Below are 13,547 nucleotides of genomic sequence, written 5' to 3'. Positions count from 1 at the left end.
CCGCCGGGTGCGCCAGGCTTGCGAGTGTTGGCTGGGTCGGAGGAATGGTCCCGCAACCGATCCAGCCGGGGGTGAACACGTAGAACACGCACGGTCACTCCTCCCAGGTCCAGACCGGGAGCGCACAGCCAATCACCGCCGACGCCGGAAGAAATCCAAAATATCGGCCGTCCATGGAGTCGTCCGACTGCCAATTCATGAGAAAAAGCTCGCCGTCGCCGACGACGCGGCAGCCCTGCCATTTGGGCAGCGGCCGGCGGCGTCCGTCGCGATCTTTCGTCTCGCCCACCGCAACATCATCCACCAAAATCGTCCGCCCGCTTCTGCAGACCGTCTGCCCGGGCAGTGCCAAGATCCGCTTAAGCATGGGGACGCCGACCGGCAGATAGCCGTTCAAATCGAGGAAGGTCGCAAGCGGCTCCGGCGGTTGAACGGCGACCAGCTCGGTGACATGGAAGCGCTTCGTGGGTCGTAAGCTGTAGAGACCGATTGGCACGCTTGCCGATGCATTCCAAATGTAGAGTGGAAGCGGCTCAAGGACGATCGTCGCGATGAGCGCGGCAGCCACCGCAAACGTCGTGGTCATCGTCATCAGGCGGCTCGTCATCGCATCACTCTGCGACGATGGAGCCAGGCCTGGTGGCGCGTTCTCGTGTATGGACGCGGGTTTTCGTTGACGGACAGACGGTTATGAACGTGATGCCAATGATCGGGAGCGACGTCGGCCGGATCGATTCCAAGCGCCTCGACGGCATCGATCATCTGCAACACGCGCTCGACCTTCGGCCAGCCTGAGAGCCGCAGCACGATCTCTCCGCCGGGCCTCACATACGGTACGGTCGAGCAGCGCTGTCCCGGGGCGACCGCGCGCAAGATGTCAATCCGCGAGATGATCGTGCCAAAGTCGTTGGATGTCCAACGGACGAAGGCAAAGATGCTGCCCGGTGCAAATGACAGGACACGGCGGTGACGATCAAGCTTTCGTTCCTTGACAATACGACCGAACCGAATGCGGTTTTCGATACGCTTCTCGAGCCACAAGACTTCCACTTCCGTGAGATCGTTCATGCCGCCGCTCCCTGACGCTCGAATCGGGAACGGTTTGCTTTGGGCTGAGCGAAGCGCGTGTGCCTCTTCTGAAGGTGAGCAGGCCTGGCGGCCTGACGTTGCCAGTCAGTTCCCATGAATATTGAGGCCTGGTCCGCCAGGAAGAAGCCCAAGTATTTATGGCTAGCAGCAGTATTGGGTGGTGCCCCCTTGCATGCCACGCTACGGCGACGTTGCCGCGCAACGATTCGCGGCTGAGGCGCGCCGCGCATTCCAGCCGTCGGCGACGAAGTCGAAGGATGGACTTGCACGCAGGGTTCGACGTGTCGCTGGATCCGAGACGATCTAGGAAATCGACCAACGTCCGGGCCGATTTCGGATTGGCGCCACGGCGCCATCAATCCGGACAAACCGGTCGCATCGGGAGCATCACCAAATGCGGCGACGAACTGACGCGGGCTATGCAGCACAAGGCGGCCATCACGATCCTGACGAGCATTCCCGACAATTTCAAGCCGGGTCTCGGGAGCCCGTAGCTCGCCGGGAACAAGGATCTGAAGTGCGCCGCGACACCGGCGGCGGTGCGCTGAGGATTTGCTAACGGACATGGCCTAGCGCCGCTCTTTGCCCGCATAGGGAATTGGCGCACGCCGTTTTGCGGGCAGTACGGTGCCGACACCAGGATCCGAGGTTGACTTCTTCTTGCCGAGTTTGGCCCATGCTGTCAGGTCAGCTACTGAATAGACCACGCGTCCGCCAATCTTGTGATACTCGGGACCGGTTCCGTAGGTTCGGTGTTTCTCCAGGGTGCGGCCGGACAAACTCAAGAAGCGCGCGGCTTCGGACGTGCGTAAGTAACGCGGCGGCTTATCCGTGTTCGGATCGGACATTTGAAAAGCTCCGTGCTCCTTTGGAGCGCGTACGAGGTTCGCCGCGCGTCGACTGCCACGATCGCGGAGTAGAGGTGCTTAGGGGGATGCCGAAGATGATGTGGTGATTTTCGATACCCCCATCGAAGGCACTCGCCGCAGAAGCCTTTCAATGGCCGCCGATCTGTCAGAGCCAGGCTCCGCCCCCTCGGATCGTTCGATTGCGAGGAACCGTGTCTTCTGAGCGCGGTCGGAATGCGTTTTTGTCGAGCAGCGCTCCGGCGATGATTCGATGGACGCCATCGGGCAGCAATGCGCGGCGGGCGCTCGGACATCCGCGACCCGTTGCGGAGGGCGAGCTGCCGCTATGGGAGCGTCTACCGTCTGACCGTTATTCGGCGAAGTGGGCCTCGACGTGCGGTTCCAAAATCGATGGATATCCGAAAGCTCGCGTTCCGCAGCACCTTTGATGCGATGAACTTGGAGCGAAATGCTCACGGTCCAGAGCTTGAGGAGCGCTCCGGCGGTGCCTGACATGATCGAGCGATATCTTCCGCGGGTCCGTGGCACGGTCATGCTCAAGCAAGAGCGAGGCTCGACGTGCGGCCACGCTCGGCTGGTATCTCTTGCTCAAAATTGAAATGATCCGCTCGGATCGAGGCTGTGCCCTGGCGCCGGCTTGCCAATCGATCGAATCCTGACTGAAGCAGATGGCTCAGTCAGACTGACAGAAATTGCAGCCAGTCCGCCGTGTGAAAGCCGGAGCGAGGGGCCGCCGAAGTCGGAAACTCAAGGCCGGCAGCCGCGAATGAGGTATAATAACACCTTATGTCGTTCGGCTTCCTGGTTTGCCACCTAGGCAAATTGTAATCTTGCTGCTACATATTATCTAAATATGAAGCGCGAAGACGTCAAAAATGCCTACGCCACACAATCCTCCCGCTGCGGTACGACGCGCGCTACGCAAGCTTGGGGCGGACATCCATGATGCCCGTCGACGCCGACGGCTGCCGATGGCGGTCGTGGCCGAGCGCGCCTTCACGTCCCGATCGACCCTGCAAAGGGTCGAAGCCGGTGACACCAGCGTCAGCATCGGCATCTACGCCGGCGTGCTACAGGCGCTCGGCCTGCTCGAGGGCCTGGGTCAGGTCGCCGACATCAGCAACGACAGCGTCGGCCAGGCCCTTGCCAGCGCGCACCTTCCCAAGCACGTCCACCTCAAGCGGCCAACCGGACCATCCCACGATGGCTGACTTCGAGGTGCACATCGATCTGGACGGTCGCACGCGCCCGATAGGGTTGGCGAGGAGCAATCGCGTCAGAGGCGCGGAGACCATCCTCTTCGAGTACGACGCTGCATGGCTTGAGGATCCGGATCGCTTCTCGCTGGAGCCGGCACTTGCACTGACACGCGGCGCATTCGCTCCTCCTGCCCGATTAGCCATCTTTGGCTCCATTGGCGACTCGGCGCCGGACACCTGGGGCCGCCGCCTCATGCAGCGCGCCGAGCGCCGCCTCGCCGAACACGAGGGCCGTGCCGTTCGCACCCTCGCGGAAAGCGACTATCTGCTGGGCGTCGCCGACGAGAGCCGGCTAGGCGCGCTCCGTTTCCGCTGGGTCGGCGACGACGTTTTCCAGGCGCCGACCCGGGCCGGCGTTCCTGCCTTGATCGAACTCGGCCGGTTGCTCCAAATCACCGAGCGGATTCTGCGGGATGAAGAAACAGATGAGGAACTCCAACTCATCTTTGCCCCCGGCTCTTCCCTCGGCGGCGGGCGTCCGAAGGCCTCGGTCATCGACCAGCATGGTCGCCTCTCCATCGCCAAATTCCCGAAGGAGACCGACGACTATAGCATGGAGACCTGGGAAGAGATCGCGCTGCGGCTGGCTGGCCAGGCAGGTATCGCCACTCCGCAGCACGAACTGATCGACGTCGCCGGCAAGCCGGTCATGCTGTCGCGGCGCTTCGATCGCGACGGCGCGATCCGCATCCCGTTCCTGTCGGCGATGGCGATGATGGGCGCCAAGGACGGTGAGCGCGGCAGCTATCCGGAGATCGTCGATGCCCTTGCTCAACACGGCGCACAAGGGAAAACGGATGCCCAGGCCCTTTATCGGCGCGTCGTCTTCAACGTGCTGATCTCCAATGTCGACGATCACCTCCGCAACCACGGTTTCCTGTGGCTGGGAAAGGCAGGATGGTCTCTCTCGCCGGCATACGACCTCAATCCCGTTCCAACTGATCTCAAGGCCCGGGTGTTATCGACGAACATCGATCTCGACGAGGGCACCTGCTCGCTCGATCTGCTGGAGGCCGCATCGGAGTTCTTCGCGCTCACGCTGCCGCAGGCCCGCGCGATTATCAAAGACGTCGCCGTCGTGACGGCAACCTGGCGCGAAACCGCTAAGACGGTCGGCGCCCGCACGGCCGAAATCAACCGCATGGCCAGCGCCTTCGAGCACGAGGATCTAAACCGGGCGCTGGCGCAATGACGAGAACGTTCCTTCACAGCTTCGAGCCAGCGACAGCGAGCCCCATCACCGGCGGCAGACAAAGCTCGAGGCAGCCGACATCAAGCGCTCGTCGCGACCTGCAAGGGCGATGCGGCGACCGCCTCGTTCGAGGCGAGCCATGTCAGGGACCCGGAAGCCGGCCACGCCATCCCTCGCCTCGGCGCCCTTCGCAGCCTGTCTCATGTCAACGTGCTGGCGTCGGGTGAGCGCCTCTCGACAAATGCAGTCGCTGGCTGCTCGTATATCCGATCTGAAGGGTGCTTCGATCATCGCCTTCAGCTGCGATCGCCACATCGTCCCTTGCAAGAACATGGCTTGCTCTTCCGCCGACAACTCCGCCCAAAACCCGTCGATTGCGGCAACAAATGATTTGCCTGACTCTGCTGTGATTTTGTTTACCTCAGCCGGAATGAATTCCCTCCCTCGGAAGCTTCGTGGCAGTCGGTTCCGGGCAGGACTCCTGACGATTTCGTCAAACGGAACGTCACCTATCGGATTGGCCAGCGTATGGGGCTTGGTGAATCAATGGACCGCGCCGTTTTGCTCGCGGCTTCCTAACAAGCAATCGTCAGCGTGCAGAACGAGCGCCGTCCCTGTGTTCGGTATATGGGCGAGCACGTAGCACGCGCTGTCCCGCGGAAATCGCCGAGATAAACTGAGATGAGTGCGGCGCAATTGCGCGCTGAGGCATTCTGCCGTTGCGGCTTGGTTTGTCGCGACGTACCAGTCTACGACATCGCGGATAATCTGGCGAGCAAGGTCACCGCTTGTTGGGCCAGAGGTTGAACTGTCGAGAAGGAGACATAACACGGCATCGGCGCGCACTCCGACTCCTCGGCAATCCCGGTTATCGCGCGTCCTCTTTCCTTGCTCACTGCGCCAGTTGATCTCCATTCCCCTCTCGCTCGCCAGCATCGCTCTGGCTTATGGCGACAAACCGCTCTCGCACAATATCGACCCGGCCTTCAGGTCCCTTGATATTGCCATCGAGAAAATGATCAAAATCCTCATGACCTAAGAGCGCTTTGAACTTCTCTGCAATGTAGCAACGAATATCATCGTCTGCGTTTTGGATTTCAGCCACGAGTTCCTCTCGACCGTCAACGACGAGAAGGATGTCCTCGATGTCACGGCTGCCTAAGAGATCATCGTTGCCGCGGCCGATATGCTTCCAACTTTGTCGCCACGAACAGTTCGGGCGTGAGGCGCTTGATGTTCAGTACCACATGTGACCGCCGTTTCGATGCCTTTGGCGTACCAGCGATTGCTAAAGCCGAGAATGCTTTGATCATCCGGCATGAAATCGACTTGGAGGTCGCCGAGCCTCATGCGGCAAATGACCTCGTCTTCGGGAGATTCCACGAACCCCTTCTGACGCAACTGGTCTTGCAGTTGAGCCCATTGCGCATGTCCAACGAGATCAACGATGAGATCCACGTCATCGGTTGCCCGAACCCCTTCGAGCACGATCTCATCAGTAATGAAAAGGGCTGTTGTGCAACCGCCGACAAACACGAGCCGCTCGCGCAGTTCGTCTCCCAGAGACTGCGCGACCGTTTCCAACATGTGAAGCAATTGGCCTTTGATGGTGGTCATTTCTTGAGAAGCCTTTGCGATAGACGCTCGGCCGCGAGCCCAGCCTCCCTTTGATTTCCAAGCCTGACACCATCAATAAGGGCGAGATACTCATACAGGCGATCGTCTTTTTGGATGGCTTGTGGCACGCTTTTGAACAGCGCGTCTACCGCCTGCCCCATGTCTTTGCCTTTGGCGTACGGCCAAACGTAGATGTACTCGCCAGCGCTGATCAGAAGGTTCTTGAGTGGGGCGGCCGCAAAGGCGGTGGGGATGCCCCGGGTCATCGCACCCGGTTTTGCCGGGAAAACGAACTTTAGTCCGTGCACGACGAAATTATAGAGATTGCGGCGGTTGGGCGTGGCCTGACCGGATTCCCGATCTTTGACTGCAAGTCCCGACGAAACGCTCCGCTTGATCGAGGCATTAACCTCCGTCTTGCTGATACCCAGGGCCGATTCCAACCCGCGTACTGAGTACGGGTCATCGTGATGGGCAACCTCTCCGGGATGCGCATCGTCCTCATTTTTGGCCTGTTCGAGGCTCACGAGCTTCAACAATATAACAAGGTCTTGACTTTTCATGTAAATTCGCCGTCGTCCGCTGTCCTAGGACTGCGGACAGTCAACGCCGACGAACCTCCTCAGCGAATATGGGACAAGGGTCAACAGCATCTGCCAGGCGACGAAGCTTGGCTCATCGACCAGCAACGCGCGTCCGGGGACAAAAAATACTATCGCGCCAACCTGCCCGCCGCGACAGATCTGCGGACACTAGCCGCCACCATCAAGGCACGATGGATTTGCGAACAGGCCCATCAGCAGCTGAAAGAAGAACTCAAACTTGATCACTTGGAGGGACGATCCTGGCAAGGTCTTCATCGCCACGCGCTGATGACCATGATCGCCTATCTGCACGGAATCCCTCGTTGACCTTCAACGAAGTTGACTTGAAACGGCTGGCGAGTTCATCAAGTCCGAATGGCTTGCGAATGATCAGGTTGTCTGCAACGACCTCTGCACCGGAAGGGTCGACCGCGTGATGTTCGTGGCATCGCTCTAATCAGACAATACTAATCCACAGTCAAAATGGGGGAGCTTGATCAGCGCTGCTTGCACAGCAATTCGTGGGGTGATTCGGCCGGTGCTGCAGTGCTTCGCAAATCTTCGAGAATACTACAGCAGGCCAAGCGTCTACTCCACCTCGGGATGCGGATGTTCACCACTATCGGCATAACGCAGCGACCACGTCATTCAAGCGGCGGGCGTCGACCATTGCTTGTCTTGATGGAGCAGAGCGAAAATGTGATCCTCCGCGACCGGTCGACCGATGAGATATCCTTGCACTTCATCACAATTGGTTTGACGCAAATAGTCGAGTTGCTCGGTTGTTTCGACGCCTTCGGCGACCACGCCGATCCGCAGGTCCCGCGTCAGTGCGATGATCGATTTTACGATCGCCGCATTATCCGGTCGCCTCAGCATGTCCCGTATGAAAGACTGATCGATCTTGATGCGAGTGTAAGGCAGTTTCAGCAAATAAGTCAGCGACGAATATCCCGTTCCGAAATCGTCAAGTGCCACCGTCACTCCCAATTGCAGGAGTGACGTCAGGATCGATGACGCCGGCGCGTACTTCGAGATCAGCATCGACTCGGTTATTTCGATTTCGAGACGATGAGGAGCAACTCTGGCTTGGGAGAGGGCCTGCACGATTGTCTGCAGGATGCTGGTGTTATGGAATTGAGCCGCCGAAAAATTCACGGCGACCCTGAGGTCCGACGGCCAGTTCGATAGCGTCGCGCAGGCGCGTCGGACCACCCACTCACCGATTCCGTGGATCAGTCCGGTTTCTTCGGCGATTGGGATGAACTCGGTCGGGGAAATTATTCCACGGACGGGATGCCGCCAGCGGAGCAACGCCTCAAACCCGGTGATTCGGTTCGCGTGAATATCAAAGAACGGTTGGTAGAGGAGGAACAGTTCGTCTCTGTCGATCGCGAGCTCCAGATCCCGCTGCAGCGCCCTGCGCTCGTGCGCTGATTTGTCGTCGTTGATCTCAAAGAAGCAGATCGTTCCCGGCCCCGCTTGCTTGGCACGATAGAGCGCAATGTCGGCATTCCTCAGGAGCACATGAGGTACGTCGCCGTCGCGCGGGGCCACTGCGATTCCGACGCTGGTCGCCCCCGCGATCTCGCATTTTTCGATCGCGAATGGTTCGGCGAACGCGCCGACAAACCGCTCGGCGACTTCCAAGGCGTCCTCCACCTTGGTCAGATTGGTCATAACAAGCGCAAATTCATCACCGCCGATGCGCGCAACGGTATCGGTCTGCCGTACGCATCGCTGTAGTCTCACCGCCGCCTGCACGAGAAATTCATCGCCAGCGAGGTGGCCGAATTTGTCGTTCACGTCCTTGAAGCGATCGAGGTCGAGAAGAAGAACCGCGAATTCCTCGCCCGTGCGGGCGAGCCTGTTGAGGGCACCTTCTAGGCTCTCATTGAAGGCAAAACGGTTCGGAAGTTGGGTCAGGGTATCCCGCCGGCCCCTCCTTTCGGCCTCCAGTTGAGCAATGGCGCGTCTGGTAAATTCGAAGGAATGGGCGAAAACGCCGCGCAGGAGCACGAAGCCATAGGCCACGACCAGGATAGCGACGAGCAGATAGGCGAAATCGTCGTTTCTGCCGAGGCAAATTGCCGTACCCACAAAGATCGGAGCCGTGAACGCAACTGCCGCCACCGGAATCGTGGCGAAGGCGAATGCGCCACCTGCAAGCATTCCAGAGCAGAGACATGTAATGACGAGCTGCCCGCCATTGGAGGCGTTCGCGAAGAAAGCCACCGGCACAATTGCCCAGGCGGTTCCGAGAACCAGCGCATTCCGTACTAGCCGGTGCATGGCCTGGCGCGACACGAAGTGAGGCTTCGTCATCAGTCGTGATGAACGCGCTTTCAGGCCTATCGATAGCGCGCCGCAGACGACAGTCGCCGCCCAGATCAAGGCAAAGTTTCTGTCGGGCGAATGCCAAAGCGCAATTGCGAGCACGGTCGCATTGCACGCGTTGGCCAGCATGATGCCCAGCGAATAGCCAAGCACGAGGGAGATCTGCTCGGCACGAATGTATCCTGCAACCGCTTCATCGGTGACCGGCCCGCCAAATGCCGCCAAATCTCCGGCTAGGAGCTTCGAAAGCCAGGAGATCAGATATGCCCTCATTCCGGGACCCTGCAGGACTGGTTGTAGCGTTGGCGCCAGCTCTGGAAGGTCGCGGCAAATCTTTGACAAAAGATAAACTCTTGATTGTACCACCCGCCTCGCGACACCTCACGGCGCGCCGGATTCATTGTTCAGGCTTGGACCGGTTAAAATTGAAGACGAACTCCGTTCGTTTCGTACAGAACCATTGTTTTATCGGATCGCAATCAGAGCTTACTCGCATGCGGAAAGCCTCAGCACCGCGCGAATAGAACGGCTGGGTGCGAGATCGATCGGGCCTGACGAAGGGATGGCGGCCGCGCGCATTCCGCGGTTGGGGCGCGTGCTCCGACGACTTTCTCTTTGCGTGCCTCGCGGTTCGCTGTCCTGCTGCACGGCACGCCAGCCACTAAAAGGGGCGCTCTTTCGGCAAAGGTGCCAACGATTTTCAGCGTGTCAAAATCGCACTGCAGCTCTCTTACCCTGGGACGCAACCTGCCGGCGGACCGCAATCTGCGCTGATTGCCGCGCTGGTGTTTGGCGGGCCTCACGACTGGCATGCCAATCAATAAAAATAAGTTGCCGCCAGCACGCGAGATCTCAGCCCTGAGTTTCGATGGCCATGCGGCGATCAATCCTCCGGGCTACTGGTCGGATCACGTCGCAGCCACAGGAAGCGGCGCAAGGTATCGTTGATGATATCCTCTCCGCGCTCGGCACAATGCGCGCTGCAATCGAGCAGCCGACGACCGTCGCGCCCTTGGCGCGGCTGAGTTGACGCAGATTGGAAAAGGACCGCCATCAGCGCGGGCGCCACCCATGCTCGAAAGCATAGGTGGGATTGATAGCGCAATGTGCGTACGTGCCCGATGCAGTGGCCTGGCACTGTCTATAGGTTGAGAACTGGCAATTGCCTGGATAGCCCCAGCTGCGCCCTTGCAGACAGTAAAGGTCTGGCGGGGGCGGCGCTATGTGCTTCGCGCGGTTTCGTGCGGCTGCGGTCGCTCCCGATGCGAGGCCGACCAGGACGGAAAAGGTGACAACAACTATGAACGGAAGGAACCGCATACGGTCTTTTGACCCCCGCCATGGATTCTTTCCGATAGCACGATCAACCTCAGAACAACCTGTTTGCGTCAACAGACCGCGCAGCGACCAGTGTAGTCTAGCCCGACGGGCAATGAGTCAAAGCGCGATGTCTGCACGAAACGTACGAACCGCACCTGTGATCGCTTATCCGCCGAGCGGACGCCTTCATGGAACTCTGCGCAAGTCCCCCAGCCGATTGCGTCCTAACGCCACATCGTAGGTGCACTGGCCAATGCCGCTCGGCCAATTTTCCTGAGAGCATCGACCGACGTCTCTCCGCGGCTGGCGGCTTCCAGGAGTCTGCAGGCGACATGAGTTCGAGCGCCATTCTCGTGACGCGATACATCTTCGCACACTTCGTCCAGAACCGCTCGCAACAGGGCAGCCAATTCGGAATCGACCATACGAAATGCCCTCAATCCCTCGACAATGATCATGTGTCAGCGTGTATCGGGACAGATATCAGGTTGAGTGAACCTCAGGGCCGGTCTACGCTTTCGTTCACTCCTGTAGGGCTTAGCGCAATAGTATAACGAGTATAGGACGAGCACTGACGCAAGTCACCGGGCTTCCACTTGCACCGCTGATGCCGCCGACGGTTTGCGCGAAAGCGCGGACCAGTCGCCCGGCACCCGCGCGTCAGCTTTTTGACAGCTTGGCTGTCTAACATTCTTCAACCTGAACTCCATGCGACAAACATGTCGCCGACAAGAGTACGACTTGCGATGCATAACCGGACTATCAGCACGTCGGGTATCGAATCCCTCTCGCATGCACAGGATGTTGATGAAATCAGGCACTCAGCAAACAGTGACATGCAACCTGATACAGATACCCAGAGGTTTGCGGACGTGCTTGCAGGCATTCAGTCGACACCGAATTCGAACGCGAGTTCGTCTTCGGCGGTAGCACCGTCGTACTCCCTAGTTCGCCGAACTCCTGTGATTGAGATCACAAGGTTTCAATACAAGCAAAAAATGAAGGATTTTCATGGCGCTGAAATCAAGCATATCGCGGCGAACCCACAAGAGTACTCGCATTTCGTGTCCTCAAAAGCTGCGCGCACAGCAAGTCTCGCTGAGGGCACCGGTACGGCCAGAAGACATACCGACGACGCTCGATATTTTAGCTATGAGTTGGGCAACGAAAGCGTCGGGCTTCTAAGAACAGAATCCGGATTTCGCATGAGTGAGGTGTTCGAAGGCGAAAAATGGCGGGAACTGTTTCCCGGGCGAACTGACATCACGTCCACCACAGTTCTTCGGGTTACTCATCCGCTCGTCGACAACGCAGGTGATATTCTGCTGGAACATCAGCTTCGGCTCGATGGCGAACGACCATTGATCAATTCCACTCCAGTCAGCCTAGAAGCGCAATCCCGTCTCGCGGCGATGGGTTTTGTTGAGGTGGATCAAGCGAACATGGTTCTTGACCCTGCCCAGCATCCCGAAAAGTGGACTAAGAATGGTGACGGTGAATGGCAGCGCGCAGATAAACCTGCACTGTATCTTTCTAAAGCTCGGGACACCGAGGACAGCGATGCCGAGAGTGTAACAAGCATCTCGACCGATTCGTGCGACAATAACGTTGATGTAGACAAACTCACTGAAGCGCTCGACGAGCTCCTCGCCGAACAATAGGCGGTTTGTCCAATGCTCCCGGCAGCAGCCATTCTGCTTCCAGAGGTGGCTGCCATAGACCCATTGCTGAAGGTAATTGGCTTCTTGCGAACTTTGACGAACGCCGACCCAAATTGTGGGCGCGGCTGCAGAGAAGCCAACGTGTATCAGACTTCGTCGGGACTCTTCCTCCGGAGTCGACTTTATTGCCGAACGCATGGTCCGGCAAGGTGCTGTCTCTTACGAACGTTTCAACTCGCAGTCTGAGTTCCCGCCGCCGGGCCAGCCAGTCGTTCTTGATTACGAAACGTTCTCGGTCGGACGCTTAGCCGGCTAACCTCCAGCACCGGTTGTAGGCCGATGACTTCGCATTGGTCGGTCGAGGCACAGCCGTCCTTCGGGCAGATCCATCGATCGAAGAGGTCGTTTCGTGCGCTCGATCCAGACAGAGCTGACATCAAGGACAACGCGGCGACGCCGAGTCCCGCTGAGAAGCCGGCCCAACGAATTCAGTGGTGACTGGCTCTTTGTGCTGCCAGGCGCAGATTTCCGATTCCGCGATCACGCCCTCGGCCCCACGCCCCGCTCACGATAGTCGCCGGCCGTATCTGTGATCCGCCGCGATTTGGTCGATCGCTTACGACGATCGCCACGTATCTGCCTCCCAGCGACATACAAGCCGCGATGCTTGCGCTGCTCTGAGTGACGCATCAAAGACGAGGACGGCGAGAGCTCCAACTGCGTGATCCAGTCAACCTCACGCGACGTGACGTTATCAACCCATCGCCGAACCCTTGCCCGCGGGTCCGGGCGCGGTCACTCGCGGGGCTCCGCATCGACAAATCCGGCCAGAGCGTGGCCACTCAAACAATGGCAGCGGCCGGGCGAGCGATCACCAGGCCGAAAACACGCAATTCCCTGCGGCCTGTGCCACGTGCGCATTCTGTCGGAATACAAGCGCGCGTCATGTCTGAAACCCGCCTCCGACTGTCTTCGAAAGCCACATTGCGTAAAAACGACGCGGGAGCGCCCCTTGAATAGTGCTGGCCCAAATCCTGCACCTGCTCTCTGCGCCGGGAAGTTTAACGACGGCAACAAGATGGGAGTCGCGTTTGGGCCTCGATCCGTCAATCGACAATGCGGTTGCCGCACCCGAGGTCGTTTGTCTGCACCACGCTGGGAGAACGCAAGACGTTCCTGCTTGCCACGACCTCGCGCGGCATCGGTCATGCGACCGGAAAACCGCGTTCAGAAGAGGGCCGGCGCATGTTCACTTTCACGCGGCACCCCTTCGGTGGTGGGCGATGTCGGTGGGATTCGGAGACAGACAACCATGTCCGCGTAAATCCAAGCATTCGTCGGACGGTGCGGCGGGCCACCGTCAAGATCGCGGAACGGCTTGCCGGCGCACCGCTACACTTATTGAGCCGCGACGCCGGCATTTCGTCATCGACACCGGACCGTACCCGGCCGATGCCGTTGATGGCTTCATTCGAAAGCTGGATGAGGCTGCTCCATGTCAATCTGCCTGGCCTAACCCACCTCCCGCAAGACCTCTTTCCCGAGTTCAAGGCGGCCTCGGTAATGATCGTCGACATGGCTTGATCAGCAACCTGGCCGCGCGGAACCGTTTCCCAGCA

General features: G+C 59.0%; 14 protein-coding genes and 1 pseudogene. 6 read left to right on the top strand and 9 right to left on the bottom strand.

The window, feature by feature from the left end; translation table 11 throughout:
• Nucleotides 1-94 precede the first annotated feature (94 nt).
• On the bottom strand, nt 95-607 hold the full coding sequence (locus AKN84_RS15510) for a S26 family signal peptidase (RefSeq protein ID WP_128970851.1): 513 nt from the start codon (nt 605-607) through the stop codon (nt 95-97).
• Nucleotides 604-1,068: a DUF2840 domain-containing protein gene (locus AKN84_RS15505; protein ID WP_050421559.1), complete on the bottom strand. Its 465-nt coding sequence runs from the start codon at nt 1,066-1,068 to the stop codon at nt 604-606. The genes AKN84_RS15510 and AKN84_RS15505 overlap by 4 nt, the downstream gene beginning before the upstream one ends.
• A gap of 278 nt (nt 1,069-1,346) precedes the next feature.
• On the opposite strand from AKN84_RS15505, the gene AKN84_RS15500 reads away from it, so the two are divergent.
• Nucleotides 1,347-1,583, top strand: coding sequence for a transposase (locus AKN84_RS15500; RefSeq protein ID WP_050421558.1), 237 nt, complete (start codon nt 1,347-1,349; stop codon nt 1,581-1,583).
• Nucleotides 1,584-1,658: 75 nt separating this feature from the next.
• On the opposite strand, the gene AKN84_RS45505 is transcribed toward AKN84_RS15500, so the two are convergent.
• The gene (locus tag AKN84_RS45505; RefSeq protein WP_083992262.1) at nt 1,659-1,937 is read right to left on the bottom strand and encodes a helix-turn-helix transcriptional regulator; all 279 of its coding nucleotides are present in this window, start codon (nt 1,935-1,937) and stop codon (nt 1,659-1,661) included.
• 896 nt (nt 1,938-2,833) lie between these two features.
• Here AKN84_RS45505 and AKN84_RS15495 point away from each other — a divergent pair.
• Both AKN84_RS15495 and AKN84_RS15490 read left to right on the top strand, forming a co-directional pair.
• Nucleotides 2,834-3,169, top strand: coding sequence for a helix-turn-helix domain-containing protein (locus AKN84_RS15495; RefSeq protein WP_050421557.1), 336 nt, complete (start codon nt 2,834-2,836; stop codon nt 3,167-3,169).
• Entirely contained in the window at nt 3,162-4,409 is a 1,248-nt protein-coding gene (locus tag AKN84_RS15490; RefSeq protein WP_050421556.1) for a type II toxin-antitoxin system HipA family toxin, read from the top strand. The genes AKN84_RS15495 and AKN84_RS15490 overlap by 8 nt, the downstream gene beginning before the upstream one ends.
• Nucleotides 4,410-5,301: 892 nt before the next feature.
• Here AKN84_RS15490 and AKN84_RS50410 read toward each other — a convergent pair.
• Genes AKN84_RS50410 through AKN84_RS15475 form a run of 3 tightly spaced genes read right to left on the bottom strand, consistent with a single transcriptional unit; the run spans nt 5,302 to nt 6,469 of the window.
• A complete protein-coding gene (locus tag AKN84_RS50410) occupies nt 5,302-5,514 on the bottom strand; it encodes a hypothetical protein (protein WP_347337342.1) in 213 nt (70 codons plus the stop codon).
• A 53-nt stretch (nt 5,515-5,567) separates the two neighbouring features.
• The gene (locus AKN84_RS50405; protein WP_347337341.1) at nt 5,568-6,026 is read right to left on the bottom strand and encodes a hypothetical protein; all 459 of its coding nucleotides are present in this window, start codon (nt 6,024-6,026) and stop codon (nt 5,568-5,570) included.
• On the bottom strand, nt 6,023-6,469 hold the full coding sequence (locus AKN84_RS15475; RefSeq protein ID WP_347337340.1) for a hypothetical protein: 447 nt from the start codon (nt 6,467-6,469) through the stop codon (nt 6,023-6,025). The genes AKN84_RS50405 and AKN84_RS15475 overlap by 4 nt, the downstream gene beginning before the upstream one ends.
• A 165-nt stretch (nt 6,470-6,634) precedes the next feature.
• Between AKN84_RS15475 and AKN84_RS45500 the strand changes: the two are divergent.
• Nucleotides 6,635-6,937: pseudogene (locus AKN84_RS45500) on the top strand (transposase); the annotation flags it as partial.
• A 321-nt stretch (nt 6,938-7,258) separates the two neighbouring features.
• Here AKN84_RS45500 and AKN84_RS15470 read toward each other — a convergent pair.
• The 3 genes from AKN84_RS15470 to AKN84_RS49055 all read right to left on the bottom strand — a co-directional run bounded on the left by AKN84_RS15470 (nt 7,259) and on the right by AKN84_RS49055 (nt 10,692).
• Entirely contained in the window at nt 7,259-9,220 is a 1,962-nt protein-coding gene (locus AKN84_RS15470; RefSeq protein WP_050421553.1) for a putative bifunctional diguanylate cyclase/phosphodiesterase, read from the bottom strand.
• 780 nt (nt 9,221-10,000) lie between these two features.
• Nucleotides 10,001-10,267 carry a DUF3551 domain-containing protein gene (locus tag AKN84_RS45495; protein WP_128970849.1) on the bottom strand — a complete coding sequence of 89 codons (267 nt, stop codon included), beginning with the start codon at nt 10,265-10,267 and terminating at the stop codon, nt 10,001-10,003.
• Between the two features lie 224 nt (nt 10,268-10,491).
• Entirely contained in the window at nt 10,492-10,692 is a 201-nt protein-coding gene (locus tag AKN84_RS49055) for a hypothetical protein (protein ID WP_128970862.1), read from the bottom strand.
• Between the two features lie 447 nt (nt 10,693-11,139).
• Here AKN84_RS49055 and AKN84_RS15465 point away from each other — a divergent pair, with 447 nt between their 5' ends.
• Complete coding sequence (locus AKN84_RS15465; protein WP_488226063.1) at nt 11,140-11,928, top strand: effector protein NopP; 789 nt, start codon at nt 11,140-11,142, stop codon at nt 11,926-11,928.
• 1,116 nt (nt 11,929-13,044) lie between these two features.
• Entirely contained in the window at nt 13,045-13,512 is a 468-nt protein-coding gene (locus AKN84_RS45485; RefSeq protein WP_128970848.1) for a Rossmann-fold NAD(P)-binding domain-containing protein, read from the top strand.
• Nucleotides 13,513-13,547 lie beyond the last annotated feature (35 nt).

It is taken from the genome of Bradyrhizobium tropiciagri (genome assembly GCF_001189845.1).
Lineage (GTDB): Bacteria > Pseudomonadota > Alphaproteobacteria > Rhizobiales > Xanthobacteraceae > Bradyrhizobium > Bradyrhizobium tropiciagri.
Note: the sequence above shows the minus strand (reverse complement) of the source record. Positions and strands in the feature narration are given on the sequence as shown.

Bases quoted from the DNA above. Each gene is read 5' to 3' on its own strand.
- AKN84_RS45485 (WP_128970848.1), top strand. From the start codon at position 13,045: ATGCGGTTGCCGCACCCGAGGTCGTTTGTCTGCACCACGCTGGGAGAA.
- AKN84_RS15500 (WP_050421558.1), top strand. From the start codon at position 1,347: ATGGACTTGCACGCAGGGTTCGACGTGTCGCTGGATCCGAGACGATCT.
- AKN84_RS15495 (WP_050421557.1), top strand. From the start codon at position 2,834: ATGCCTACGCCACACAATCCTCCCGCTGCGGTACGACGCGCGCTACGC.
- AKN84_RS15470 (WP_050421553.1), bottom strand. From the start codon at position 9,220: ATGAGGGCATATCTGATCTCCTGGCTTTCGAAGCTCCTAGCCGGAGAT.
- AKN84_RS15510 (WP_128970851.1), bottom strand. From the start codon at position 607: ATGACGAGCCGCCTGATGACGATGACCACGACGTTTGCGGTGGCTGCC.
- AKN84_RS49055 (WP_128970862.1), bottom strand. From the start codon at position 10,692: ATGGTCGATTCCGAATTGGCTGCCCTGTTGCGAGCGGTTCTGGACGAA.
- AKN84_RS45495 (WP_128970849.1), bottom strand. From the start codon at position 10,267: ATGCGGTTCCTTCCGTTCATAGTTGTTGTCACCTTTTCCGTCCTGGTC.
- AKN84_RS15490 (WP_050421556.1), top strand. From the start codon at position 3,162: ATGGCTGACTTCGAGGTGCACATCGATCTGGACGGTCGCACGCGCCCG.
- AKN84_RS50405 (WP_347337341.1), bottom strand. From the start codon at position 6,026: ATGACCACCATCAAAGGCCAATTGCTTCACATGTTGGAAACGGTCGCG.
- AKN84_RS45505 (WP_083992262.1), bottom strand. From the start codon at position 1,937: ATGTCCGATCCGAACACGGATAAGCCGCCGCGTTACTTACGCACGTCC.
- AKN84_RS15505 (WP_050421559.1), bottom strand. From the start codon at position 1,068: ATGAACGATCTCACGGAAGTGGAAGTCTTGTGGCTCGAGAAGCGTATC.